The following is a 23,721-nucleotide window of genomic DNA, read 5'->3' on the forward strand; positions in this document are numbered from 1 at the left end:
GTCAGACGAGGCCGTGCCGGGGCGGCCTGGTGCCGTCGAGGACGTACCGGCCGAGGTGCTGCACCTTCCAGCGCACCGGGTCGTGCAGCGTGTGGGTCCGCGCATCACGCCAGTACCGGTGCAAGTTGAGCTCGTCCAAGGCGGCCCGGGCGCCGGCCACCTCGAAGAGCGCGCTCCCCGTGTCCACGGCCGTCTCCGCCGCATACGCCTTCGCCGCGGCGACCGCGATCGACGCTTCGGCGGCCGTGTCGTCGGTCAGGCGGGCGGTGGCGGTGTCCACGGCCCGTGCTGCGGCCTCCAGGAGAGCCCGTGCCGCCCGGACCCGCAGTTCGAGCCCGCCGAAGCGCTGGACGAGCAACGGGTCCTCGGCGGCCGTCTCGGAGCCGCTTTCGAACCAGGGGCGGCTCTTGGTCCGGACGAACCTCGCCGCTTCGGCCAGTGCTGCCCGGGCGATGCCGCTGTCGATGGCCGCGTGCAGCAACTGGGCGAAGGCACCGTGCAGTTGCGGCCCCTCGAAGGTCAGGTGATGCGGCAGGACGTGATCGGCCGGTACGACGACGCCCTCCAGGCGCACCGTGCCGCTGGCGGTGGTGCGCTGCCCCATGCCGTCCCAGTCGTCCACGACCATCATGCCGGGCGCGCCACGCGGTACGTACGCGACGTACAGCTTGTCCTCGGCGCCACGGGCCAGCACCGGAATCCAGTGGGCGAACAGGGCGCCCGTGGAGTAGTGCTTGGTCCCGGTCAGTACATGTCCGCCGATGCCGTCCGGCTCCAGGCGGGTGCGGATGTCCTGGGCGTGCTGGGTGCCCGCCTCCGCCTGCGCGTTGCCGAAGCGGCGCCCGGCCAGCACCTCGCGGAAGAAGAACTCCTGCTGGCCGGCGCTCCCTCGGGCGCGCAGGACGTTCACGTACACGAAGTGGCTCTGCGGGATCTGGGCGATGCTGGGGTCGGCGGTGGCCAGCAGCCGGAAGACCTCGGCCAGTGTTCCGGCGGTGACGTCGGCGCCGCCGTGCGCGCGTGGCACGGTGATGCCGAGAAGGCCGCTCGCTGAGAGCCGGCCGAGTTCCTCGCGCGGCAGCCGTCGCCGGGCGTCCCGTTCCGCCGCGCCGGGGCGGAAGGCATCCGCCAGTCCGGCCGCGACGGCGAGCGCTTCGGCGTCGTCGGCGATGACGTGGGCGGAGTCGGGTGAGAGGTCGGGGGCGGTGCCGGGTGCGGGGTGGTCCGGATGCGCCGGTGGGGTGGGGGCGGAGCTGGTCACGGAGGTTCCTTACGGTGGTGGCTCAGCTCGCGGCGGCGAGCAGCGGGGTGCGGCCGAGGGCGCCGGAGAACTGGTCGAGTACCTGGTGGAGGGCTTCGGCGGTGCCGGTCTCGATACCGAGCGTGCCGTCCTCCTGTACGTCGAGGTGGCGGTCCAGGACGAACCAGCCCTGGACGATGTGCGCAGCGCCCATGGAAGAGAGCACCGGACGCAGCGCGTAGTCGATGGCCAGGACGTGGGCGGTGCTGCCGCCGGTGGCCAGCGGCAACACGGTCTTGCCCGCCAGCGCGTACTGGGGCAGCAGGTCGAGCAGCGACTTCAGGAGCCCGGAGTAGGCGGCCTTGTAGACGGGCGTACCGATGACCACCCCGTCGGCCTGCGCGAACAGCCGGACGGCACGGACGATGTCGGGGTGCTGGAAGTCGGCGCCGAGCAGCGCTTCGGCGGACAGGGTGCGGACGTCGAGCTCGATGACGCGGTGGCCTTCGGCGGTGAGCCTGCTGTCCAGGTGACGCAGCAGGTGGGCCGTACGGGAGGTGGCGGAGGGGCTTCCGGAGACGGACAGAACGGTGGACATGACGGTCACCTCGGGTCGAGGGGGGGGCAGCGGTACCAGGCGGGTCGGCCGACGCGGCGGGCGGGCCGGTCAGGGCACGGCCGGGGCCGGGGGCCGCGCCTGCTCGTCGGACGCTTGGGCCTCCAGCTCGCGTACGAGCGGCAGGACGCGCTTGCCGAAGTACTCGACCTCCTCCAGGTAGTGCAGGAAGCCGAGCAGGAAGAGGTCCACTCCGAGCCGCTTGTAGGCGACAATGCGTTCGGCGATCTGTTCCGGGGTGCCGATCAGCCCCGTACGGAATCCGTCGTTGTACTGGACGAGGTCCTCGAACGACGAGTCCTGCCACATGCCCTTGCCGTCGGCGGTGGAACGGCCCGCCTGCTTCACGGCCTTCCCGAAGCCGTGTACGGCCTCGGTGTCCGCCTTGGCGACGATCTCCCGCAGCACCTCGCGGGCCTCCGCCTCGGTGTCCCGCGCGATCAGAAAGCCGTTCAGCCCGAAGCGGGGCGCGGGTCGCCCGGCCGCCGCGGCCGAGGCCCGCACGTCGGTGAGCTGTTCGGTGACGCCGGCGAAGTCAATGCCGTTGCTGAAGTACCAGTCGGAGGCCCGTCCCGCCATGGCGCGCGCTGCGGTGGAGTTGCCGCCCTGGAAGATCTCCGGGTGCGGGCGTGACGGTGAGGCGACCGGCTTGGGCTTTAGCGAGAAGTCGCGGATTCGATAGAAGTCGCCGGCCAACCGCGCATGGTCCTCGGTCCAGATGCTACGCAGCGCGGTGATGAACTCCTCGGCCCGCCGGTAGCGTTCATCGTGCTCCAGCCAGGGCTCACCGAGTGCCGTGAATTCGCCCTTGAACCAGCCGCTGACCACGTTGACCGCGAACCGGCCGCCGGACAGCTGGTCCGCGGTGGCTCCGAGCTTGGCCAGCACGCCGGGGTTCCAGAGGCCGGGGAGGACGGCGGCGATGACCTTCAGCCGCTCGGTGGCGAGCAGCAGCGCGAGGCTGAAGGAGGTGGATTCGTGCTGGTACTCGGCTCCGTAACTGGCCATGTACCGGACCTGGGTGAGCGCGTAGTCAAAACCGTTGTTCTCGGCCAGGACAGCGAGTTCACGGTTGTAGTCGTAGCCCCAGTCGGTGCGCTGCTCGACGGTGCTGGTGACCAGGCCACCACTGACGTTGGGCACCCAGTAGGCGAAACGCAGCGGATCGGAGAGGGAAGAGTCGGGCATGAGGTACTCCCAGTGGGTCTGTGAGGGCGGAGCCAGCGCCCCTATGGGCACACGGCCGCTCCACGGAAAGATCAAGCGAATACGGCACCTGTCCACATAAGTCCCGCATGCCTCCGGGATCGGAGAATCGGCGCACGAAAGCAGTGGACGGGCCAAGCCTTGAGGCAACCCTTCCGAAGGTGAGGCAGAGGGATTGCGGCAGGCAATGGGCGAGCCAGGAAAAAATAAGCCAGGTGGCTCGGGAGAAGCAGGGCCAGAGACTTCGCTACCGGCCGACGCGCCGACACAGAGCGCTGGAGACGCGTACGAGGTCCACATGACGCCTTTGAGTGAGCCGTTCGGGCTTCTTCATCAACACGTCACCTCCTCGCAACATTTGGACAGCGCGGGCGCCTCTGGTCGGCTGTTGCCCGCTACGTCTAGGACGAGCTTACCGAGGTTGCCCCCCAGGTCGGCAACTTATCCGCGAGACAGCGATAGGGTTCACCTTTCACCGCGTGGGAGCCAGGAATGCACCGGGTCCCGTCCCCACGAGGATGCGAGGGTGTCCCCGCCACCACCACAGGTCGGGCCCGGACAGCCTTTGGAGCTGCTCGAGTGTCTGGCCGTCATCGTCGACGGTGGTGGCTCCGTAGTGGTCGTCCAGAGTTTTGACCCGCGGGGCCCAGAGCTGGACGCGATGTGCTCGTCCAGCAAAAGCCACGCATCATGCAACCCGTTTCGGCAGTAGAGGTCGTTGGTGTACTCGTAGATGTCGTTGCCGTAACCACGCTCGATGACACTCACCAGAGCGGCCCACGCAAGCACTCTTTCAACGACCGTGAATGCCGTCCGCCAGCCGCGCTGGCGCAACGGCTCTCCCATCTCAGTCTCCGTAGCCGGAGTAATTGTCGCATTCTGCGGACGGCTTGGGTAGGCGGACAGGGTTGGGTTCGCGGTGAGTGTGTGGCGTCGTAATGGCGGTGGCTGTGGTTGATCTCCTGTCGGTGTGTAGTGGCCCATTCACCGAGGCTCACCATGGAGTCCAGGAGTGTTGTCCGCGTACTCGTCTGAGTGGCTCCGGCAAGCATTTCGCAGACGGAGATCAGGGTGAGACTCTGGCTATCGGGATGCAAGTCAGCGGGCACCCTCCCCTTGCGTGACAACGAACTGCCCGAGCTGTTACCGCACTTGGCGTCGGTGGTCGTCGACTCGGTGGATGCCACGGGCCCCACCATGGTCATCCAGGCCCGCACTCACGGCGATGTGTCCGCGTGCTGTACGGGTTGTGGTGTCGTGAGCGACTGGGTCCACAGCCGCTATGTGCGCCACCTCGCCGATACCGCTCTTGGCGGCCGGCCTGTCCGCATCGACTTGAGCGTACGGCGCTTGTACTGCGAGAACCCGACCTGCGTGAAGGTCACCTTCGCCGAGCAGATCGACGGACTGACCGTGCGCTACCAGCGCCGCACGCCGGTTACTTCAGCACCTGGTGGAGATTCTCGGCATTGTCCTGGCCGGCCGCGGCGGTACGAGGTTGCTGTGCATCCTGAACACGACGCTGTCGCGCACGAGTGTGCTGTTCCATCTGATGAGAGTGCCACTCCCGACCGCGATCACACCGCGGGCGCTTGGCGTGGACGACTTCGCCCTATACGCGGGCACCTACGGGACCCTGCTGGTCAACGTCGGCACCCGGCTCCCGGTCACCCTGTGGAAGGGCCGCGACGCCCAGACCCTCAGCACCTGGCTCAGCGAGAACCCCGGCGTGGAGATCGTGTGCCGGGACGGCTCGCCCTCCTACCGGCAGGGCATCACCGCCGGCGCACCGGACGCGCTGCAGGTCAGCGACCGCTTTCATTTGTGGCAGGGACTGTCCAGGCGGGTACGGGAGATAGCCACCGCACACCGGAGCTGCTTGCCCGCCGCGACGCCCGATCCCGAACCTGTCAGCTCTGAGCCTGCGGAGGCCAGGAATCCAGAGGCGGCCGATACGCCCGCCAGACGACACGCGAAGCGACTGTTCGAAGCGGTGCACGCGGTGACCGACACCGCCCGCGGCCGCAGCTACCACTCCATCGCCCGCGAACTCGGATTTAACCGGCGCACCGTCCGCAAGTACGCGCGGGCCACCACCTGGCAGGAGTGCGTCCGGTGTCACTACCCGCACAGGCCCACACCGCTCGACCCGTATCTCGGCTATCTGCGCCAACGCTGGGAGGAGGGCGAGCACAATGCCTTCGTCCTCCACCAGGAGATCGCCGCCAAGGGCTACCGGGGCCACTACCAGCAGGTGAAGCTCGCTGTTCAGCCCCTGCGTCGTGGGCTCCCCTTGGAAGAAGTGCACGATCGGGCAGCCACACCGCGAGAAGTCGCCCGCTGGATCGCCACCGCCCCTGACCAGCGTGGCCTTCACGTCCGTGAGCGGCTCTGCCGCCTCCTGGAACACTGCCCGGAACTACAGCACACTCACGAGCTGGTCCGCGAGTTCGACACCATGCTCGACGCCCAGGATGCCGCCCTGCTGCCCGCCTGGCTCGACCGGCTCACCGCCTCCGGCCTCCCGGCCCTGGCCAGCCTGGCCAAGTCCATCCGCGAAGACGAGGCAGCAGTCGTGCAGGGGATCACCACATGCTTCAGCTCGGGAGTCAACGAAGGGCGCATCACCGACGTGAAGCTCCAGAAGTGAATCATGGGAGGGCGAGCCGGTATCCCCCTGCTCCGGCAACGAGTCGTTCTGATCGCCCACCTCCGCCGCCGCTGCCCACGCTCCAACCCACCTACCTCGCCCTGATCTCCGTCTACGCAATTCTTGCCGGAGCCACTCAGACGAGTACGCGGACAACTCGCTCCTTCCGTCCCCGCAACTTTCCCAGGTCCGGGCCGCGGGACGGCGGGCGGCCCTGTGCGCTCACTGGTTACCGCTGGGCCGGGCCAGTGAACTGGCGCCGCAGGCGGTTGCGGGCCAGGGCCTGGACAACGGGCCAGTTGGTCGCGGTGTTCTCCAGGCTCCCGTGGGCGATGTGCAGGGCGTGCCGCAGTCCCAGCAGGGTGTGGAGGCTGGCGTTATCGCACCAGGTGACGGTGGACAGGTCCAGTCGTAGATGGGTGCGGATCCTTTGAAGTGATGGTCGGGATCAAGCGGTGAGGCTGTACTTCTGCTGGTCAGGGTTGGGGTAGAAACGTTGCTGTTCGCGGGCTGCGTGGAAGATCCAGTAGTCGTCGAAGCCGCCGTTCGTGATCAGTGCGCGGAGTTGGAGGACGGCTTCGGCGCCGGTCAGGCCCCAGCGGGCGCCGGTGATGTCGAGGCGGTCGGCGATCAGGCGCCTGCAGGCGCCTTCGACGGCGCCGGTGGCGATCGGCCAGCCGTTGTTCAGGGCGGTGTCGTAGTGGAGCTGATCGAGATGGCCGGTGAGGTAGCGGGCGCAGGTGGCGACGGCGTCCCGCCGGGTGGCGGACAGCTGTTCGGCCTCGGCCTGGGCGGTCATCTCCTGGGCTGCGCGTCCGGCGTGTCCGGCGAGGATCGCGGTGAGTTTGTCCGCGGCCCAGGTCTCGGCCTCGCGGCTGCGGACCGGGTGGAAGGCGTGCGCGGCCGACCAAATGTACTCGGCGACGTGCACGAAGTCGAGCAGAATATGCAGGTGGGTGCCGCGACGGGCGGCTTCGCTCTGGATCAGGTCGAGCTGGTTGCGGGCGCCGTCGACGAGCACGCAGTTCGCCCGACACTTGGAACAGGCTGGCGTGCGCACCGACGAGGCCGCCGTCCCGCAGCCGCACGGTCACCGTAAAGCAGCTGGTCACACTCGGATACGTGATCACGCCGCCGGTGCCACCTCCCTGACCTGACCCTCCGTGACCGTCGCGCGGTCGGGTGCCATCACGCCGCTCACCGCCGCGACCCCGCGCCGACGGGCCCCTAAGCCTGGGCCACGGTGCCGAGGCCGAGTTGCAGGGCCAGTAGTGCTGTCGGCAGGCCCACGGCGCACACCACGGCGCCCCTGCCCCTTCGAGCCGTCATCCCGACGACTGGCTGTTCGTTCACCGTGCTCAGACGGATGATCACTCAAGGAAGGTCATTTTGTTGCGGCCGCATTGCGAGTCCTACAGCGATGTTGCTGGTTCAACGACAACGTTGCGAGCTCATGGCGGAACCGGTCACAACCTGGCGTGACCGCTTAGTACGGACCAAACTGACATTCGCCCCTTCGCGGCACCGTTCCGTACTCGTACGACCCCAGAAAGCTCCACCAGCCATGCACTCGACCTGTCTCTCCGACGCCGTCGTACCGGCGCCCCTCACACGTGTGGTGAGGGGGTGGACCACCCCATGCGCTACGTAGTGCGCAAGGCGGGCGGCTGGCTCTTGATGATCGTGGTCGCGACCAACGCGACCTACTTCCTGTCCAGTTGGTTTCTGGACCCCCGGTCGAACTTCAAAGAGCTGCGTCCCGCCCGCAGCGAGGCACAGATCTCGCGGGCCCTCGCCCCGTACAACCTCGACCCCGGCGTGCCACTGGTGCGACGATGGTGGCACTGGCTCACCTCCGTGACCCTCGACTTCGACTGGGGGAAGTCGCCCACCGGTGTCTCCGTCAACGGCGAGGTGGGTTACCGCGCGCTGGTCAGCGCCCAGTTGGTCGTCACGGCGACCATCCTGTCCGTCGTCATCGGTGTCGCGCTGGCCGTCTACACCGCCGCGCGCCAGTACGGTCTTGCCGACCGCGTCTCCCAGGCCATCTCCATCGCCGTGTTCAACGTCCCGACGTCCGTCGCCGCACTCGCCGTCGTGTTCGTCGCCATCTGGCTCAACCAGCACGCCGGCCTCGACTTCCTCTACGTCGCCGGGGAGAGCTCCCTCAACGTCGAGGGGCTGCTCCCGACGATCGGTGACCGTCTCCTCCATCTGATCCTGCCGACACTCACCCTGACTCTGATGGGCTACGTGGGCTATCACCTGACGCAGCGTTCGCTGCTGCTCGACACCATCAACGCCGACTTCGTGCGCACGGCCCAGGCCACCGGTCTGACCCGCGGCCAGGCCGTCCGCAGGCATGCGCTGCGCGCCGCGCTGATCCCGACGGCGGCCTCCGTGGCGTTCAGCGTGCCCGCCATCTTCACCGGAGCCATCATCACCGAGACGATCTTCGGCTGGAACGGCATGGGCCGCTACTTCATCCAGACCATCAGCAAGAACGACGTGCACGGCACGGTCGCGACTGCCGCCTTCGCCGCGGTGCTCACCGCGATCGGCGCGATCCTCGCGGACATCGCCACCGTCTTCCTCGACCCGAGAGTGCGGGTGAACTGACATGGCGACAGGGATTGACACAGTGACCGATGCCGTCCAGCCGCGGACCGACCAGGCCCGGCCGCACGCCGAGCTCGGGCGCGGCCGGCTCTATCTGAGGCGCTTCCTGCGCAACCGCCTCGCCGTCGCCGGCGTCGTGATCTTCGCGCTGCTCGTGCTGTTCAGCGCCTTCGGCGGCCTGTTCACGTCCTACACCCACACCGACGCCGACTTCACCGCCCTCACCCAGCCACCCAGCGACGTGCACTGGTTCGGCACCAACCAGGGCGGCAACGACATCTACGCCAGCGCGGTGCACGGACTGCGGCGCTCGCTGGTGATCGCCGTGAGCGTGTCTGTCCTGACGGTCGTCGTCGCTGCGGTCATCGGCTCCAGCGCCGCATACTTCGGCGGCCGCGTGGAAAGGCTGACGCTCGCCGTCATCCACTTCCTGCTGATCGTCCCCTCGTTCCTCATCCTCGCCTTGGTCTCCAGCCGGCTGGCCGGCGACTGGCGCGTCCTCATCGTCGTCCTCACCGTGTTCGGTTGGATGTCCACCGCCCGGGTCATCTGGTCCGTCTCGACCTCGCTGCGCGAACGGGACTACGTGACAGCGGCGGAGTTCATGGGCGTCAGCCCGCTGCGCATCATCCTGCGCCACATCATCCCCAACCTCGGCTCCCTGCTCATCGTCAACCTGACGCTGGGTGTCGTCGCGACCGTACTCAGCGAAACCGCGCTGTCGTTCCTCGGCTTCGGCGTCCAGACCCCGGACGTCTCCCTCGGCACGATGCTCGCCGACGGGGCGACCACCGCGACCAGTGCCCCGTGGCTCTTCGCCTTCCCCGCGGCCCTCGTCGTCCTGCTCACCGTGTCGATGACCTTCATCGGCGACGGGCTGCGCGACGCCCTCGACCCCACCTCTGTGACCGGCGCGGCGGGAGGCCGACGATGACACTCACCACCACCCCTGTACGCGACGGCAAGGCCTCGCCCACCGGCGCCACCCCCGTGCTCTCCGTACGCGACCTGCGCGTCTCCTTCCCCTCCGAGGCGGGGCCCGTCGAGGCGGTGCGCGGCGTCAGCTTCGATCTGCTGCCGGGCCGCACCCTCGGCATCGTCGGCGAGTCCGGCTCAGGCAAGTCGGCCACCGCGATGGGCGTCATGGGCCTGCTGCCGCCCACCGCCGAGCTGCACGGTCAGGTGCTGCTCGGCGGTCAGAACCTGATCGGCCTCGACGACCGCGCGCTGTCGCGGGTACGGGGCAGGTCCATCGGCATGGTCTTCCAGGACCCCCTGTCCGCGCTCACCCCCATCTTCTCCGTGGGCCGACTGCTCTCCGACGCACTGCGGGTCCACCAGGGCCTGTCCAAGAAGGCTGCCTGGGAGCAGGCCGTCGAACTGCTCGACCTCGTCGGCATCCCCGACCCCCGCCACCGGTCCTCGGCCTTCCCCCACGAGTTCTCCGGCGGCATGCGCCAGCGCGTGGTCATCGCCCTGGCGATCGCCAACCGGCCGAGCGTCCTCGTGGCCGACGAGCCCACCACCGCGCTCGACGTCACCGTGCAGGCGCAGATCCTCGACGTCCTGCGCCTCGCACAGCGGGAGACCGGCGCCGGGCTCGTCCTCATCACCCACGACCTCGGCGTCGTAGCGGGCCACGCGGACGACGTCGCCGTCATGTACGCGGGCCGCTTCGTGGAGAAGACGGACGTGCACTCCCTCTTCCGCCGGCCGACGATGCCGTACACCGTGCGGCTCCTCGCCGCGGTGCCTACCGTGGACGGCGGGGTGCGCCGCCCCCTCGTCTCCATCGGCGGCGAGCCACCCGCCCTCGCGGACCTGTCCGACGGCTGCCCCTTCGCGAGCCGTTGCGCACTCGCGCTCGACGCTTGCCGCACCGAGGAGCCGGAGCTGCGCCATGTCACGGGACATGGGGACGTGGCGTGCCTGCGCGCGGCCGAGGTGGCCGATGGGACCCTGGACCCGGCCGGAGATGCCGCACCCGTCGACCGGCAACCGGGCACGGTGAGTGCCGGGCTCGGCGATGGCGATGGCAACGGCGATGTGGTGCTGCGCGTCGAGGACCTCGTCAAGACCTTCCCCGTCACCAAGGGCGCGTTCCTAAAACGCCGGGTCGGCACTCTGCACGCGGTCAACGGCGTCAGCTTCGAACTGCGTGCCGGGGAGACGCTGGGCCTGGTCGGCGAGTCGGGCAGCGGCAAGACGACGACGTTGATGGAGGTCCTGCGGCTCAGACGGCCGGAGGGCGGCCGGATCGAGATCGCGGGAGGGGAGGTCGGCGCGACTACGGCCACGGACGCCGGCACCGGTTCCAACACTCGTACCGGTACAGGCGCCGACCCTCGTACCGGAACCCGTACCGGAACCCGTACCGGCCCCGCAGCTGGGCGCGCTCGCAACCTGCGCCACGACGTACAGATCGTCATGCAGGACCCACTGGGCGCGCTGGACCCGCGCCTGCCCGTCCACGAACTGCTCGCCGAACCCCTGCGGGCCGTCGGCCGCGACCGCGACGCGATCCGCTCCCGCGTCAACGAACTGCTGACGCTCGTCGGGCTCGACCCCGCGGTGAGCGACCGCTTCCCTGCCGCGCTCTCGGGGGGCCAGCGCCAACGCGTCGGCATCGCCCGCGCCTTGGCCACGGGCCCAAGACTGCTCGCCCTCGACGAACCGCTGTCCGCACTGGACGTGTCGGTCCAGGCCGGGGTGATCAACCTCCTCGGCAGGCTCAAGCGTGAGCTGGGCCTCGCCTACCTCATGGTCGCGCACGACCTCGCCGTGGTCCGCTACATCTGCGACCGCATCGCGGTGATGTACCTGGGACACATCGTCGAGACCGGCGACACGGAGACACTCTTCTCCTACCCGAAGCACCCCTACACACGGGCGCTGTTGTCCGCGATCCCCATCCCCGACCCTGAGCGCGAGCGCACCCGCGAACGGATCGTCCTGAAGGGCGAGCAGCCCAGCGCCACGGACCTGCCACGCGGCTGCGTGTTCATCGACCGCTGCCCGCTGTACCGCCTCGCCGACGACGACGTCCGGGAGCGCTGCCGCACGGAGCGCCCCGAGCCCACGCCGGTGCCGGGGCAGCCAGGCCACACGTACGCCTGCCACGCCGCGTGAGCGGCACCCACTCCCCCTCCATGTTCCACCCCACCTTCAACACAAGGATGCTCTCCCATGCGTGCAAGACTGGCCCTGCCCGTCGCCCTCATAGCAGCCATCTCAGTCACCGCCACCGCCTGCCGGTCCTCGTCCGGTGGCTCCGCCGGGAAGGGCACCCCGTCCGCCGCGTCGGGAGCCGCCGACTACAACCCGACGGCGTACGACAAGCTCAAGGACGGCGGGACCTACACGACGGCGGGGACGTTCGACGATCAGGGCAACCCGTTCAACGTCAACGGCGGTCTGACGGCGTCCCGGGTGTGGGCCTGGTACAACGCGAACGCGATCACCTTCTCGCCGACCGGTGAAGTCCAGTACAACCCGGACTACTTCAGCGATGTGAAGGTGTCCGTCAAGGGCGGCAAGCAGAAGGTCGTCCTGACGATCAACAAGAAGGCCACTTTCAACGACGGAACACCCATCGACTGGACCGCGATCAAGGCCACGTGGAAGGCCAACAACGGTTCCGACAAGGACTACGCGGCCTCGAACACGGACGGCTACGACCAGATCACCGAGGTCGCGCGGGGCAAGGACGACAAGCAGGCCGTCATCACCTTCAAGGGCGTCAACGCCTCCTGGCCGAGCCTGTTCTCCACGTTCCTGCATCCCCAGGCCGCGAAGGTCGACAACTTCAACAAGGCGTACGTGAAGAAGGCGCATCCCGAGTGGGGTGCGGGCCCGTACACGGTCGGCAAGTGGGACACCCACTCGGGCGACATCACCTTCGTCCGCAACCCGAAGTGGTGGGGCAGGAAGGGCAAGCTCGACAAACGTGTCTACGTGAACCTGGAGTCGACCGCGGCGGTCAACGCCTTCAAGAACGGTCAGCTCGACGACGTCCCCGCGGCCGACGCCGAGAGTCTGAAGCAGGTGAAGGGAATCAAGGGCACCGAGATCCGAAGCGGTGGCAGCCCGTTCGTGTATTCGCTCTACTTCAACACCAAGACGTCGGTTCTCGGGGACAAGGCGGTGCGCAAGGCGATCCAGGAGAGCGTCGACCGCAGCCAGATCGCGAAGATCCAGTTCCAGGGGCTCGACTACAAGGAGCCGCTGCCCGGCTCGGCGCTGCTCTACAGCTTCCAGAAGGGGTACGAGGACAATGTCTCGGCCGTCCTGAAGTACGGGCCCGACCAGGCGAAGAAGGACCTCGACGCGGCGGGCTGGAAGCTCGGGAGCGACGGGATCCGGGAGAAGGGCGGCAAGAAGCTGGAGGTCGGCTACACGCTGCCGGGCGACGACCCGCTGGGCAAGGCCACGGCCGGCGCCCTGACCGCGATGCTGAAGTCGGTCGGCGTACGCCTCACCGTCAAGAAGGTTGGCCAGGCGGACTTCGGCGGCATCCTCAACGAGCGGAAGTTCGACCTGATCCTCTCGGGCAACCGCTCCATGGACCCCTTCGGGGCCCGCTACTTGTGCGAGACGTACTGCTCGGACCGTGACTCCAACCGCACCGGGGCCGGGTCCCCGGCGCTGGACAAGGAGATGCGCGCCACGGCGGACATCGCCGACCCGGACAAGCAGGCAGCGGCGGCGAACAAGGTGGAGCAGAAGGCCCTGCAGGACTACGCCCGGCTCCCGATGTTCAGCGGCCCCTCGACGTACGGCGTGAAGAAGGGCCTGGCGAACGTGGGCGCGACCATCTTCCACAACCCGCTGCCGGAGACGGTGGGCTGGGAGAAGTAACCGAGGGACGTCGGCGGCGCCGCCATTCACCCGGTCTACGGCGCCACGGCCGCAGCCGACCTGTACCTCAAGAACGCCTGATCCCCGCAACCATGACCCGTTACCTCCTCAGGAGGGGCGCGCAGGCCGTGGCAGTGCTCATCGCCATCACCGCCCTGGCCTTCGCGCTCTTCTACGCCGCCCCCTCCGATCCGGCGCTGATCGCCTGCGGCCCCAAGTGCGACACCGCGCAGATCGAGGCGGTCCGCGTGAGCATGGGGCTCGACCGACCGCTCCTTACCCAGTTCCTCGACTACGTCGGCGGCATCGTGACCGGCCGCACCATCGCGGACGTCGACGGCACCCCGATCCCCTGCCCGGCCCCCTGCCTCGGCTACTCCTACCCCCTCCACCAGCCCGTGCTCGCCGCCATCGCCGACCGTCTGCCGGTGACCGCCTCCCTCGCGGCCGGCGCCCTGGCGGTGATCATCGTCCTCGGCGTCGGCTCGGGCCTGGCGGCGGCACTGCGCCGGGGCCGGACGACGGACCGTCTGCTGTCCGGCTTCAGCCTGCTGGGCGCGAGCGTCCAGATCTACTTCCTCGGCTACGTGCTCCAGTTCCTGCTCGTCTACACAACGGGCCTGTTCCCGCCGCCCCGCTACGTCCCCTTCGCCACCCACCCCGCCCAATGGGCCCTGGGCCTGCTCCTGCCGTGGCTGGTCCTCGGTTTCGTCAACGCGGCCATCTTCGCCCGCCTCACCCGCTCACAGCTGCTGGAGACCATGCACCACGGGTATGTGCGCACGGCCCGCGCGAAGGGCCTGGGCACCTGGCGCACCCATCTGAAGTACACCACGCGCGGAGCGGCCGGCCCGCTGGTGCAGCTGCTCGGCCTGGAGGTCGGGGCGCTGCTCGGTGGCGCGTTCATCACGGAGACCGTGTTCGGTCTGGGCGGCGTCGGCAAGCTGGCCGTCGACGCGGTGAACGGCAACGACCTGCCCACGGCCGTCGGCACCGTGCTCCTGGCCGCGTTCTTCGTCGTCGTGTTCGTCGCCGTCGCCGATGTGGTGGTGGCCTGGCTTGATCCCCGAGTGAGGCTCGCATGAGCAGACAACCCGCGCTGCGTATCACCAACTTGACGGTCACCTTCGGCACGGAACTCGCACCGGTGCCGGCGGTCCGGAACATCTCCTTCGACGTGGCACCGGGTGAGGTGCTGGGACTCGTCGGGGAGTCCGGCTCGGGCAAGTCGACGATCGGCCTGGCGGCACTGGGCCTGCACGATCCGGCGCGCACCCGTGTCGAGGGGAGCATCCGGCTGGGCTACGACGGAACGGAGTTGGTGGGTGCGCCGGAATCGGTCCTGAAGCGGATCCGGGGCGCCAAGGCCGCGATGGTCTTCCAGGACGCCCTGGACGCCCTGTCGCCATACCACACCATCGGTGCGCAGATCGCCGAGGCCTACCGCGTCCACCACCCGAAGGCGGGCCGCAAGGCGGCGCTGCGACGGGCGACGGCGATGCTGGAGCGGGTGGGCATCCCGGCCGCCCGGGCCTCGGACCACCCCCACCACCTCTCGGGCGGCATGCGCCAACGCGTGGTCATCGCCATGGCGTTGATCAACAACCCGGACGTGCTGATCGCCGACGAACCGACCACGGCGCTCGACGCCAGGGTCCAGCGCCAGGTCCTCGACCTGATCCGCGAACTCCAGGCGGAAACCGGTACCGCCATGGTTCTCATCACACATGACGTGGGCGTGGTGGCGGCGACGTGCCACCGCATGCTGGTGCTGCGCGCCGGCGAGGCCCTGGAGGAAGGCCCCACGACGCGCCTGCTGACCTCCGCCGCGCACCCCTACACCCGGGCCCTGGTACAGGCGGCCCCCACCCTGCGCACCCCGCCCGGCAGCCGACTGCCCACAGTCGACGATCCGGAGCCGAAGCCCCGTGCCGCGAAGGCCCGGCCTGGCACGGCCCCTGCCCCCGGTGTGCTGGCCGAGCTGCGCGACCTGTGCGTGGACTACCCGGGCCGTCGCCGCTCCCGCCCGCACACCGCGGTCGACGGCGTGAGCCTCCACGTCAGCCGCGGCGAGACCCTGGGCCTGGTCGGCGAGTCCGGCTCGGGCAAGTCCACGATCGCGAGGGTCCTGGCCGGCCTGCGCAGCCCCACGGCCGGGGAGGTCCTCTTCGACGGCCGGAACATCTCGCGCGCGTCGACGAACGCGCGGCTTCGCCGCGAGCTGAGCCGGGACGTCCAACTGGTCTTCCAGGACCCGTACGCGTCGCTGAACCCGCGCCAGACGGTGGAGCAGTTCGTCACGACACCACTGCGTATCCACACGGACCTGGACCCGGAACGGCGCAGGGTCAGGGCGGCGGAACTCCTGGAGCTGGTGGGCCTGACCACATCGCACCTCTCCCGCCACCCACACGAGTTCTCCGGCGGCCAGCGCCAGCGCATCGGCATCGCCCGCGCGCTGGCCGTCCGGCCGCGCCTGCTCATCGCCGACGAACCGGTCTCCGCGCTGGACGTCTCCGTGCAAGCGCAGGTCCTCAACCTCCTCATGGACCTGCGCGAGCAACTGGGCCTGTCACTGCTCTTCATCTCCCACGACCTCGCGGTGGTAAGGCACTTCTGCGACCGGGTCGCAGTGCTGAAAGCCGGCCGGCTGGTGGAAGCGGGGCCTCGGGACACGCTCTTCGACACACCGGGCGCGCCCTATACGAAGGAACTCTTGGCAGCCGTCCTGTAACTGGGCGGCGCCCTTGGCCGTCCCCTAGTACTGCAGTCGTGTTTCTCCATTTGGCCTGATCATAGGGCCTTTGGGGAGTCTATCGAGCTGACTTGCCGTCAGGGTGACGGTGGTTCGTGACTCACCCGTTCGAGGTGCGTTGAACTCGGTATGGAGACGAAGAGTGATGTCGAAGTTGGCCTTTGGGACACCGAGTTGGACGCGTTGCTGCTACGGGTGGGAGAGCGGTTCGGCCGGGTGGAGCCACGGCGACGGATGCGGGACTACGTGCGCGGTCTATTGGGTCCGGTGGGGCGCAAGAACAGCTGGCAGCTGGCCGAGCACGCCGGCCGCTGCACCCCGTACGGGCTGCAGCGGCTGCTGTCGTGGTGCCAGTGGGGTCCGGACGAGGTCCGCGAGGACCTGCAGGAATACGTGGCCGAGCGGCTCGGCCGACCGGACGGTGTGCTGATCGTCGACGACACAGGTTTCCTGAAGAAGGGCACGGTCTCTGCCGGGGTGGAACGGCAATATTCGGGCACCGCTGGACGGACGGAGAATTGCCAGATCGGGGTCTTCGCCGCCTACGCCTCCGCCAAGGGCCGGGCGCTGGTGGACCGCGAGCTGTATCTGCCCAGGTCCTGGACCGAGGATCCGGAACGCTGTCGTGCCGCACGCATCCCGTAGGACAGTTCCTTTGCGACCAAGCCAGAGCTTGCACGCGCCATGGTCCGACGGGCCCTGAACTCCGTGCTGCCGATCGCCTGGGTGACCGCCGATGCGGCCTACGGGCAGGAGTGGCACTTCCGGCGGATGCTGGAGGAGGCTGGTGTCGGTTACGTCCTGGCGGTGCCCAAGTCGCAGCAGGTCAAATCCCCCTTGGGCAGCTGGCGCATCGACCATGTCCTGACCGGCGCCCCGGCCGATGCCTGGGAGCGGATCTCTTGCGGGGACGGCGCGAAGGGGCCACGGGTCTACGACTGGGCAGCCGCCAAACTCCCCACCATCGACGGTACATCTCCCACCCACTACCGGTGGGTGCTGGCCCGCCGCAGCCTGGCACATCCCGACGAGATCGCCTACTACCTCGCCTTCGCCCCGACGCAGACCACCGTCGTCGAGCTGGTGAGGGTGGCCGGCACCCGGTGGGCCATCGAGGAGTGCTTCCAGGCCGCGAAGAACGAATGCGGCCTGGACCAATACGAAGTCCGCCGTTACGTCGGCTGGTACCGCCACATCACCCTGGCCATGCTCGCGCACGCCTTCCTCGCGGCGATGGCCGCCCACGCATTCGAAAGGGGGGACGCGGAAACGGTTCGAGCAGCCTCGCTCCCCTCACTGTGGCAGAAATCCGACGGCTCTTGGACCTTGCCCACCCGCCGGCATTCCGGCACCAGCCGCCCGCCCGTCGGCTCCGCTGGTCATGCTGGCGCCGCCGTCACCAGGCCGTCGCGCGCCACTGCCACTACCAGCGACGCACCAACCTCGAACGGGTGAGTCACGAACCACCGCCGCCCTGACGGCAAGTCAGCTCGATAGACTCCTCAAAGGCCCTATGACCAGGCCAAATGGAGAAACACGACTGCAGTACTAGAGACAATGCCGTTGCTTTATGGGCCTGCTGGTTGCGGTCGGTGGATGCGTACGGCTCTGACACCGGTGCGGGGGGGGCTGGGGCCAGGTATGGTGTCCGATCCGTTTGAGCCGGTAGTTGGTCTTCTTGCGTTTGACGACGCGGGGCTGGCTGCGCGGGCGTCTTGCGGGCAGAGTCGTTCCAGCAGATCGTGCTGCAACAGGTGGAGTGCTCTGACCAGCAGGTCAGGGGGAAAAGCCGCCCGGTGTGACGGTCACGCTGCGCCGGGCGGAGCGCAGGGTTTCGGTGAAGGAGATCCGGTCGGGATCAAGGCGGCGGGCAACGGCCGTTTCGAGCATCAGCTCGCGCAGGGCCCGGTGGACCAGCAGTTGTGCCAAGATCTGCTGGCACACACCATCTGGGGACTTGCTGGCGAGCACGACTCGGGCACCGCGCTGGCAGGTCTTGAGTTCGGCGAAGACCGCCTCGGCCTCCCAGCGCTCACGGTAGAGCACGGCCAGCTGGCGGGCGGGATGACGGCGGGCGTCGAGCAGGCTGGTCACCGGCCGGTAATCGACGGCCGCCCGGCCGGTGCCGGCGAGCTGGTAGGCCACCACCCGGACGGTGACCGGATCCTGGTGGCCGGGATCGGTGCAGGCATGGATACGGGACAGCCAGGACCCGTCCGTAAGGCGCTTGTCGACGGGCAGGACACGGTTGCCCGGCACCCGCCACAGCAGATCGGCGCCGGTGGCGGTGAAAGCCCGCCACAACGGCACCCCGAGGAACTCCCGGTCGGCCAGGACGAGCTGGCCCGGGCCGCAGGAACGGGGCAGGCGCCCGACCAAGGTGACTTCTCCGGTTCGGCAGCCGGCCAGCTCCGCGTCCAGCACCAGATGCGTGCCGGTCTCCACCAGGCAGGCCATCCGCACCTGCGGAAACGAGCTCTTCTCGGTGCCGCAGGCCTTGGCTTCTCCGGCCCTCGACCAAGTGCCGCATCACCTCCAGATACGGAGCCGGCGAGAACAGCGCCAGCCCCAACACGAAGTACATCACCAGCCGGGCCGGCAGAAGACGTCTGCGCTGTTCCACCCGCCCGCAGGCGGCCACCACCCGGTCCACCAGCCCCGGCGGATACATCCAGGTCACCAGCCCCAGACCCGATAACTCCGACACGCTCGCAGACACCCGAACCACTCACGGCGGCCATCAAGCAGCCTACCCCGTCAGCAAAGGCAACGGCATTGCATTTGGCGTTCGTACGGATGGTGCGCGCGTCACCCACGCGTGCCGGTCGGTCGACACCTGTACACCGTCCCACTCGACGTCGGTGTAGGCGGAGCAGGACGGCCGGGATCCCGCATCCGGGAACGCCACGTAGACGAGGTGGCAGGCGCCGACGAGCGTGAAGAAGTGGTAAGAACGCGTGACGACACCTCAACAAGGGTGACCGCGCCTCACCCTGATCGTGTTGCGACCGCTACGGGCGTCGCTGTGTGATGGCGCTTCCCCCACCTTGGGCTGATCGCCCTGCGCCGAGACTGGCTGGCTTTAGGCCAGCCCCGGCCATACGGCGGCCCCGCAGCCGAAGATGTCCGCGCGTAACGGGCTGACCACATACCTCGCACGCCGCTTCCGGGGAGGAGGAGTCCTCCTGCCGGACTTAGGGATACGTGTCATCCCCAAGTATGACAGGCCGACCTCAAGTCCGACTGGAGACGGCCCCGGGAACCGGAACAGCGGCTTACTACAGGGCGGTGATCGGCCAGGACGATGGAGCACGTCCCCACTCGTCGTCCGACAGGAGCACCGTCCCGTGACCACCATCCACTTCGCCGGCCGCGCCACCAGCGTGGCCGCGCGCGCCACAGATCTCTCGAAGGTGTACGGACAGGGCGAGACCCAGGTGGTCGCCCTGGACCACGTCTCCGTCGACTTCGGGCGGGGAAAGTTCACCGCGATCATGGGCCCCTCGGGCTCCGGCAAATCGACGCTGATGCACTGCGTCGCGGGCCTGGACAGCTTCAGCTCTGGCTCCGTGCGCATCGGCGAAATGGAACTGTCCTCGCTCAAGGACAAGCAGCTCACCAAGCTCCGCCGGGACAAGATCGGCTTCATCTTCCAGGCGTTCAACCTGCTGCCGACGCTGACGGCGCTGGAGAACATCACGCTGCCGATGGACATCGCGGGCCGCAAGCCGGACAAGCGGTGGCTGGAGCAGGTCATCGAGATGGTCGGGCTCTCCGGGCGGCTCAGCCACCGGCCGACCGAGCTCTCCGGCGGCCAGCAGCAGCGTGTGGCCGTGGCCCGCGCGCTCGCCTCCCAGCCAGAGATCATCTTCGGTGACGAGCCGACCGGAAACCTCGACTCGCGCTCAGGCGCGGAGGTCCTCGGCTTCCTCCGCAACTCCGTGCGGGAACTCGGGCAGACCATCGTGATGGTCACACACGACCCCGTGGCCGCGTCGTACGCGGACCGTGTGATCTTCCTCGCGGACGGGCGGGTCGTCGACGAGATGCACCAGCCGAGGCCGGACCAGGTGCTCGACCGGATGAAGCACCTCGACGCCAAGGGCCGGACGAGCTAGCCCTCCGGGCGACGTCCGCTGTTCTTCCCCGCGCGTACGCCGTGGCCTTCCGCGCAGTCCCCCGCACCCCTGAGAAGGCCCCTTCGGGGCACGTCTCCCGCCTTCACCTCACCCTGGATCCACACCCATGTTCCGTACCGCCCTGCGCAACGTGCTCGCGCACAAGGCCAGGCTGTTGATGACCGTGCTCGCCGTCATGCTCGGCGTCGCGTTCGTCTCCGGCACGCTGGTCTTCACCGACACCTTCGGCAACGCCTACAAGAACAAGTCGGCGAAGAGTTTCGACCACGTCTCCGTCGCCATCAAGTCCGACGGTTCCTCCTCCGAGGACGGCAAGTCCAAGCGGCCCGCACGCCTCACCGACGGCCTTCTGAAGAAGGCCGCGTCCCTGCCCGGCGCCGACTCCGCCATCGGCTCCGTCTCAGGCTTCACCGCGCTCGCCGACAAGGACGGCAAGCTGTTCGGCAGCAATCTGGGCACCACCGGCGCCAACTACTATCAGGGCAAGGGCGGCAAGGACCCCCGGTACGCCTTCACCAAGGGCGGCGCCCCGAAGTCCGCCGGTGACATCGCGCTGGACTCCCGCACGGCGGAGCGCACCGGCTACCAGGTCGGCGACACCGTCCGCTACTCCACCGACGGCCCCGTCCGCACCGCCAAGGTCTCCGGCGTCTTCGACACCGACAACGGGAGCGTCGTCGCGGGCGGCAGCCTCGTCGTCCTAGACAACAAGACCGCGCTGAAGGCGCTGAACAAGACCGAGTACGACGAGATCGACGTCAAGGCCGCCGCGGGCACCTCCGAGTCGGCGCTCAAGAGCTCGGTCGACAAGATCCTGCCGAAGGGCACGGACGCCGTCACCGGCGGTCAGCTCTCGGACGACCAGAAGCGGATGATCGAGCTGAATAACAGCTTGATGAGCCGGTTCCTGCTGATCTTCGCCGGCATCGCGCTCTTCGTCGGCATCTTCATCATCGCCAACACCTTCACCATGCTGGTCGCCCAGCGCACCAAGGACCTCGCGCTGATGCGGGCGGTCGGCGCCTCGCGCCGCCAAGTGACGCGGTCCGTGCTCATCGAGGCGTTCCTCGTCGGCCTGGTCGCCGCCGTGGCCGGCTTCGGGCTCGGCCTCGGTATCTCCGTCGGCCTGGAGTCCCTGATGAACTCCCGCGGCGCCTCCCTGCCCGACGGTCCCCTCGTCATCGCCCCGATCACGATCGTGGTGGCACTACTGATCGGCGTGGTCGTGACCATGCTGGCCGCCTGGCTGCCGGGCCGCCGGGCTGCGAAGATCCCGCCGGTCGCCGCGATGAACAGCGTCCACGCGACGCCCACCACGCGCGGCCTGGTCGTCCGCAACACCATCGGCTCGCTGATCGTCGCCCTCGGCACGGTCCTGCTGTTCGCGGACAACAACTACGCGATGGCGGGCGGCGCGGGCATCATCCTCGTCGGCGTCATCGTACTCACTCCGCTGCTGTCCCGGCCGTTCATCGCCGCCTCCGCGCCGCTCCTGAAGCCGTTCGGCGTCACCGGCAAGCTGTCCCGCCTCAACTCGGTGCGCAACCCGCGCCGCACGGCGGCGACCGCCGCGGCCCTGATGATCGGCCTCACCCTCATCACCGCGATGACGGTCATCGCGACCTCCATGAGCAGTGCCATCGACAAGATGGCCGCCGGCGCCATGAAGGCCGACTACAGCGTCTCCATGGCGAACTTCCAGGAGCTGGCCCCCGAGGTCCGCGAGAAGATCGACAAGCTGCCGGACGTCGAGGCGAGCAGCCCGATCCGCAGCGTCCACGGCGAGGCGGACGGTTCATTCACCACCATCTCTGGCGTCGACCCCAAGGCCATCGACAAGCTGATCGGGCTCGACTTCGACAACGGCTCGATCGAGGGCCTGGGCGGTGACTCGGTGCTCATCGACCGTGAGATGGCCAAGGGCAAGGGCCTGAAGACGGGTGACACCGTTCCGGTGCAGTTCAAGGACGACAACAAGACGGTCCGGCTGAAGGTCGGCGGCGTCTACGAGGCCAACATGATGTTCAAGGGCGTCTTCGCCGCCACCTCCGTCGTCGATCCGCACCTCTCCAAGCTCGTCGACACGCAGGTCCTGGTGAAGATGAAGGACGGCACGTCGGACCGCGCCGAGAAGGCCATCGTCGACGCCCTCGGCGAGAACCCGGCCATCACCGTCCAGGACAAGGACGCGATCAGCAAGCAGTACGGCGGCTTCATCTACACGATGCTGGACATGCTCTACGGCCTCCTCGCGATGGCCATCCTGATCGCGGTGCTCGGCGTCATCAACACGCTGGCCATGTCGGTCTTCGAGCGCAAGCACGAGATCGGCATGCTGCGGGCCATCGGCCTCGACCGCGCGAAGGTCAAGCAGATGGTGCGCCTGGAGTCGGTCGTGATCTCGCTGTTCGGCGCGGTGCTCGGCATCGGTCTCGGTCTCTTCATGGGCTGGGCCGTGGGCGGCAGCATCGCCGGGAAGGTCGCCACGTACTCGATGGAGATCCCGGTCGGCCGGATCGTGATCTTCCTGGCGACCGCCGCGGTGGTCGGCGTCATGGCGGCGGTCTGGCCGGCGCGGAGCGCAGCTCGCCTGAACCCGCTGCAGGCCATTAAGAGCGAGTAGCCGCGCAGGCTGGAGCGGTACGTAGGTGGGGCCCCGGACGCCGACGTGTCCGGGGCCCCACTCGTATCGTCCTCAAACGCCGGACGGCTTGGCCCTCACCGCCAGTCCCTCGCCCTCAGCGGCATCCCTGAAGCCTTGCCCTCCGGCGTTTTCACCGCGAGGACCTGGTTGACGCCGATGCGGTTGCGTTGCGTTCGAAGGCGAGTGCGGAGGCGGCCATGTAGAGCCGCCAGACGCGCGCCCGGCCGGGCGAGGTGGACACACTTCAGAGCCCGCCTCGCCAGCAGCCCCGTCACCCCGCGCCCCTCCGGCGCACACAGCAGCACCCGCTCGGTCTCCGCACCCGCCAGCACCGATACCGTCGCCTGCTCATAGATGGCGGCCAGAGCGTTGACCAGGCGCCGGTCCAGATCGGCCAAGGTCAGCGCCCACTCCTCACTGGGCGCCGGGCGGCCGGCCTCCTCCAGATAAGAAATCATCAGTGCGCCCCAGCCCGCGCAGTGCTCCCATGTCCACTCCGGCGCCCGCCCCGAGCCCCTGCTCCCCCGGCTGCTCCGGGTCCCGACCCGGCCCCCAGCCCTGCTCCCCACCTGTCATGCCACACACGGTAGACCGCACATTCACTGAACGCGTACGTACGGCTATGCCTGCTCGGCGGCGAGCAGAGAGCGGGCGGCGCCGGTACGATCCGCGGTGCGCGTCGCGTCGGCGGTCAGTGAAGAGGACGTCGCGCCGATGCGGCCGCTTCACACGACGGCGCGCAGGCCCACAGTTCGGCATCGATCTCCTGGCCGCAGGAGAGGATCCGGTGGATGCCCAGGGAGCGGTCGGCGTACAGCCGGGCACCGCACAGTGCGCAGTGTCAGCCCTCCTGCTGCGGGCCTGTCAGGCGTACTACTGGGGTTGTCTGCGCGTTGTCGTGAGTGCGAGTCTGGTTGCGGCGAGGCAGCTGTCGATGAGGTTGCTTCGGTACTGGAGTTGGCGGAGGCCGCGGCGGAGGGCTGCCAGTAGTTGGT

Annotated in this window: 14 protein-coding genes and 5 pseudogenes; 11 read left to right on the forward strand and 8 right to left on the reverse strand. The window is 68.6% G+C overall.

The genetic code is table 11. The features are described from left to right. Nucleotide 1: 1 nt before the first annotated feature. The 4 genes from AB0A97_RS40395 to AB0A97_RS40410 form a co-directional block, all read right to left on the reverse strand. The gene (locus tag AB0A97_RS40395) at nt 2-1,171 is read right to left on the reverse strand and encodes an SfnB family sulfur acquisition oxidoreductase (RefSeq protein ID WP_361160781.1); all 1,170 of its coding nucleotides are present in this window, start codon (nt 1,169-1,171) and stop codon (nt 2-4) included. Nucleotides 1,172-1,283: 112 nt separating this feature from the next. Then, entirely contained in the window at nt 1,284-1,838 is a 555-nt protein-coding gene (ssuE, locus tag AB0A97_RS40400) for an NADPH-dependent FMN reductase (protein WP_361160742.1), read from the reverse strand. Between the two features lie 69 nt (nt 1,839-1,907). Further along, nucleotides 1,908-3,044 (reverse strand): dimethylsulfone monooxygenase SfnG, encoded by a 1,137-nt coding sequence (gene sfnG / locus AB0A97_RS40405; RefSeq protein ID WP_361160745.1) that lies wholly within the window; start codon nt 3,042-3,044, stop codon nt 1,908-1,910. 265 nt (nt 3,045-3,309) lie between these two features. Beyond that, entirely contained in the window at nt 3,310-3,420 is a 111-nt protein-coding gene (locus AB0A97_RS40410; protein ID WP_361160748.1) for a putative leader peptide, read from the reverse strand. 839 nt (nt 3,421-4,259) lie between these two features. On the opposite strand from AB0A97_RS40410, the pseudogene AB0A97_RS40415 reads away from it, so the two are divergent. Both AB0A97_RS40415 and AB0A97_RS40420 read left to right on the forward strand, forming a co-directional pair. After that, nucleotides 4,260-4,367: pseudogene (locus tag AB0A97_RS40415) on the forward strand (hypothetical protein); the annotation flags it as partial. A gap of 292 nt (nt 4,368-4,659) precedes the next feature. Continuing rightward, nucleotides 4,660-5,712: a transposase gene (locus AB0A97_RS40420; protein WP_361160751.1), complete on the forward strand. Its 1,053-nt coding sequence runs from the start codon at nt 4,660-4,662 to the stop codon at nt 5,710-5,712. Nucleotides 5,713-6,160: 448 nt separating this feature from the next. Here AB0A97_RS40420 and AB0A97_RS40425 read toward each other — a convergent pair. After that, nucleotides 6,161-6,733, reverse strand: a pseudogene (locus AB0A97_RS40425) (ISKra4 family transposase); the annotation flags it as partial. 617 nt (nt 6,734-7,350) lie between these two features. Here AB0A97_RS40425 and AB0A97_RS40430 point away from each other — a divergent pair. The 7 genes and pseudogenes from AB0A97_RS40430 to AB0A97_RS40460 form a co-directional block, all read left to right on the forward strand. Continuing rightward, entirely contained in the window at nt 7,351-8,331 is a 981-nt protein-coding gene (locus tag AB0A97_RS40430; protein ID WP_361160754.1) for an ABC transporter permease, read from the forward strand. 22 nt (nt 8,332-8,353) lie between these two features. Then, nucleotides 8,354-9,265 carry an ABC transporter permease gene (locus AB0A97_RS40435; protein WP_361160757.1) on the forward strand — a complete coding sequence of 304 codons (912 nt, stop codon included), beginning with the start codon at nt 8,354-8,356 and terminating at the stop codon, nt 9,263-9,265. Then, nucleotides 9,262-11,460 (forward strand): ABC transporter ATP-binding protein, encoded by a 2,199-nt coding sequence (locus AB0A97_RS40440; protein WP_361160760.1) that lies wholly within the window; start codon nt 9,262-9,264, stop codon nt 11,458-11,460. The genes AB0A97_RS40435 and AB0A97_RS40440 overlap by 4 nt, the downstream gene beginning before the upstream one ends. Before the next feature lie 57 nt (nt 11,461-11,517). Then, a complete protein-coding gene (locus tag AB0A97_RS40445) occupies nt 11,518-13,188 on the forward strand; it encodes an ABC transporter family substrate-binding protein (protein WP_361160763.1) in 1,671 nt (556 codons plus the stop codon). 92 nt (nt 13,189-13,280) lie between these two features. Continuing rightward, a complete protein-coding gene (locus AB0A97_RS40450) occupies nt 13,281-14,273 on the forward strand; it encodes an ABC transporter permease (RefSeq protein ID WP_361160766.1) in 993 nt (330 codons plus the stop codon). Next, complete coding sequence (locus tag AB0A97_RS40455; RefSeq protein ID WP_361160769.1) at nt 14,270-15,922, forward strand: ABC transporter ATP-binding protein; 1,653 nt, start codon at nt 14,270-14,272, stop codon at nt 15,920-15,922. Before AB0A97_RS40450 ends, AB0A97_RS40455 begins: the two co-directional genes overlap by 4 nt. A 150-nt stretch (nt 15,923-16,072) precedes the next feature. Next, a pseudogene (locus AB0A97_RS40460) lies at nt 16,073-17,173 on the forward strand (IS701 family transposase); the annotation flags it as partial. Between the two features lie 546 nt (nt 17,174-17,719). Here AB0A97_RS40460 and AB0A97_RS40465 read toward each other — a convergent pair. Beyond that, nucleotides 17,720-18,400: a transposase gene (locus AB0A97_RS40465; protein ID WP_361160772.1), complete on the reverse strand. Its 681-nt coding sequence runs from the start codon at nt 18,398-18,400 to the stop codon at nt 17,720-17,722. An 88-nt stretch (nt 18,401-18,488) separates the two neighbouring features. Further along, nucleotides 18,489-18,614: pseudogene (locus tag AB0A97_RS40470) on the reverse strand (transposase domain-containing protein); the annotation flags it as partial. 676 nt (nt 18,615-19,290) lie between these two features. Between AB0A97_RS40470 and AB0A97_RS40475 the strand changes: the two are divergent. Further along, nucleotides 19,291-20,061 carry an ABC transporter ATP-binding protein gene (locus tag AB0A97_RS40475; RefSeq protein ID WP_361160775.1) on the forward strand — a complete coding sequence of 257 codons (771 nt, stop codon included), beginning with the start codon at nt 19,291-19,293 and terminating at the stop codon, nt 20,059-20,061. Between the two features lie 127 nt (nt 20,062-20,188). After that, on the forward strand, nt 20,189-22,705 hold the full coding sequence (locus AB0A97_RS40480; RefSeq protein WP_361160778.1) for an FtsX-like permease family protein: 2,517 nt from the start codon (nt 20,189-20,191) through the stop codon (nt 22,703-22,705). A gap of 95 nt (nt 22,706-22,800) precedes the next feature. Here AB0A97_RS40480 and AB0A97_RS40485 read toward each other — a convergent pair. After that, nucleotides 22,801-22,961, reverse strand: a pseudogene (locus AB0A97_RS40485) (SAM-dependent methyltransferase); the annotation flags it as partial. Nucleotides 22,962-23,721 lie beyond the last annotated feature (760 nt).

Origin of the sequence: Streptomyces sp. NPDC045470, from assembly GCF_040646595.1 — a bacterium.
In the GTDB taxonomy this organism is placed as follows: Bacteria; Actinomycetota; Actinomycetes; order Streptomycetales; family Streptomycetaceae; genus Streptomyces.

Coding starts and splice junctions, on each gene's coding strand:
- ssuE (WP_361160742.1), bottom strand. CDS start 1,838: ATGTCCACCGTTCTGTCCGTCTCCGGAAGCCCCTCCGCCACCTCCCGT.
- sfnG (WP_361160745.1), bottom strand. CDS start 3,044: ATGCCCGACTCTTCCCTCTCCGATCCGCTGCGTTTCGCCTACTGGGTG.
- AB0A97_RS40410 (WP_361160748.1), bottom strand. CDS start 3,420: ATGTTGCGAGGAGGTGACGTGTTGATGAAGAAGCCCGAACGGCTCACT.
- AB0A97_RS40430 (WP_361160754.1), top strand. CDS start 7,351: ATGCGCTACGTAGTGCGCAAGGCGGGCGGCTGGCTCTTGATGATCGTG.
- AB0A97_RS40440 (WP_361160760.1), top strand. CDS start 9,262: ATGACACTCACCACCACCCCTGTACGCGACGGCAAGGCCTCGCCCACC.
- AB0A97_RS40445 (WP_361160763.1), top strand. CDS start 11,518: ATGCGTGCAAGACTGGCCCTGCCCGTCGCCCTCATAGCAGCCATCTCA.
- AB0A97_RS40450 (WP_361160766.1), top strand. CDS start 13,281: ATGACCCGTTACCTCCTCAGGAGGGGCGCGCAGGCCGTGGCAGTGCTC.
- AB0A97_RS40455 (WP_361160769.1), top strand. CDS start 14,270: ATGAGCAGACAACCCGCGCTGCGTATCACCAACTTGACGGTCACCTTC.
- AB0A97_RS40465 (WP_361160772.1), bottom strand. CDS start 18,400: ATGGCCTGCCTGGTGGAGACCGGCACGCATCTGGTGCTGGACGCGGAG.
- AB0A97_RS40480 (WP_361160778.1), top strand. CDS start 20,189: ATGTTCCGTACCGCCCTGCGCAACGTGCTCGCGCACAAGGCCAGGCTG.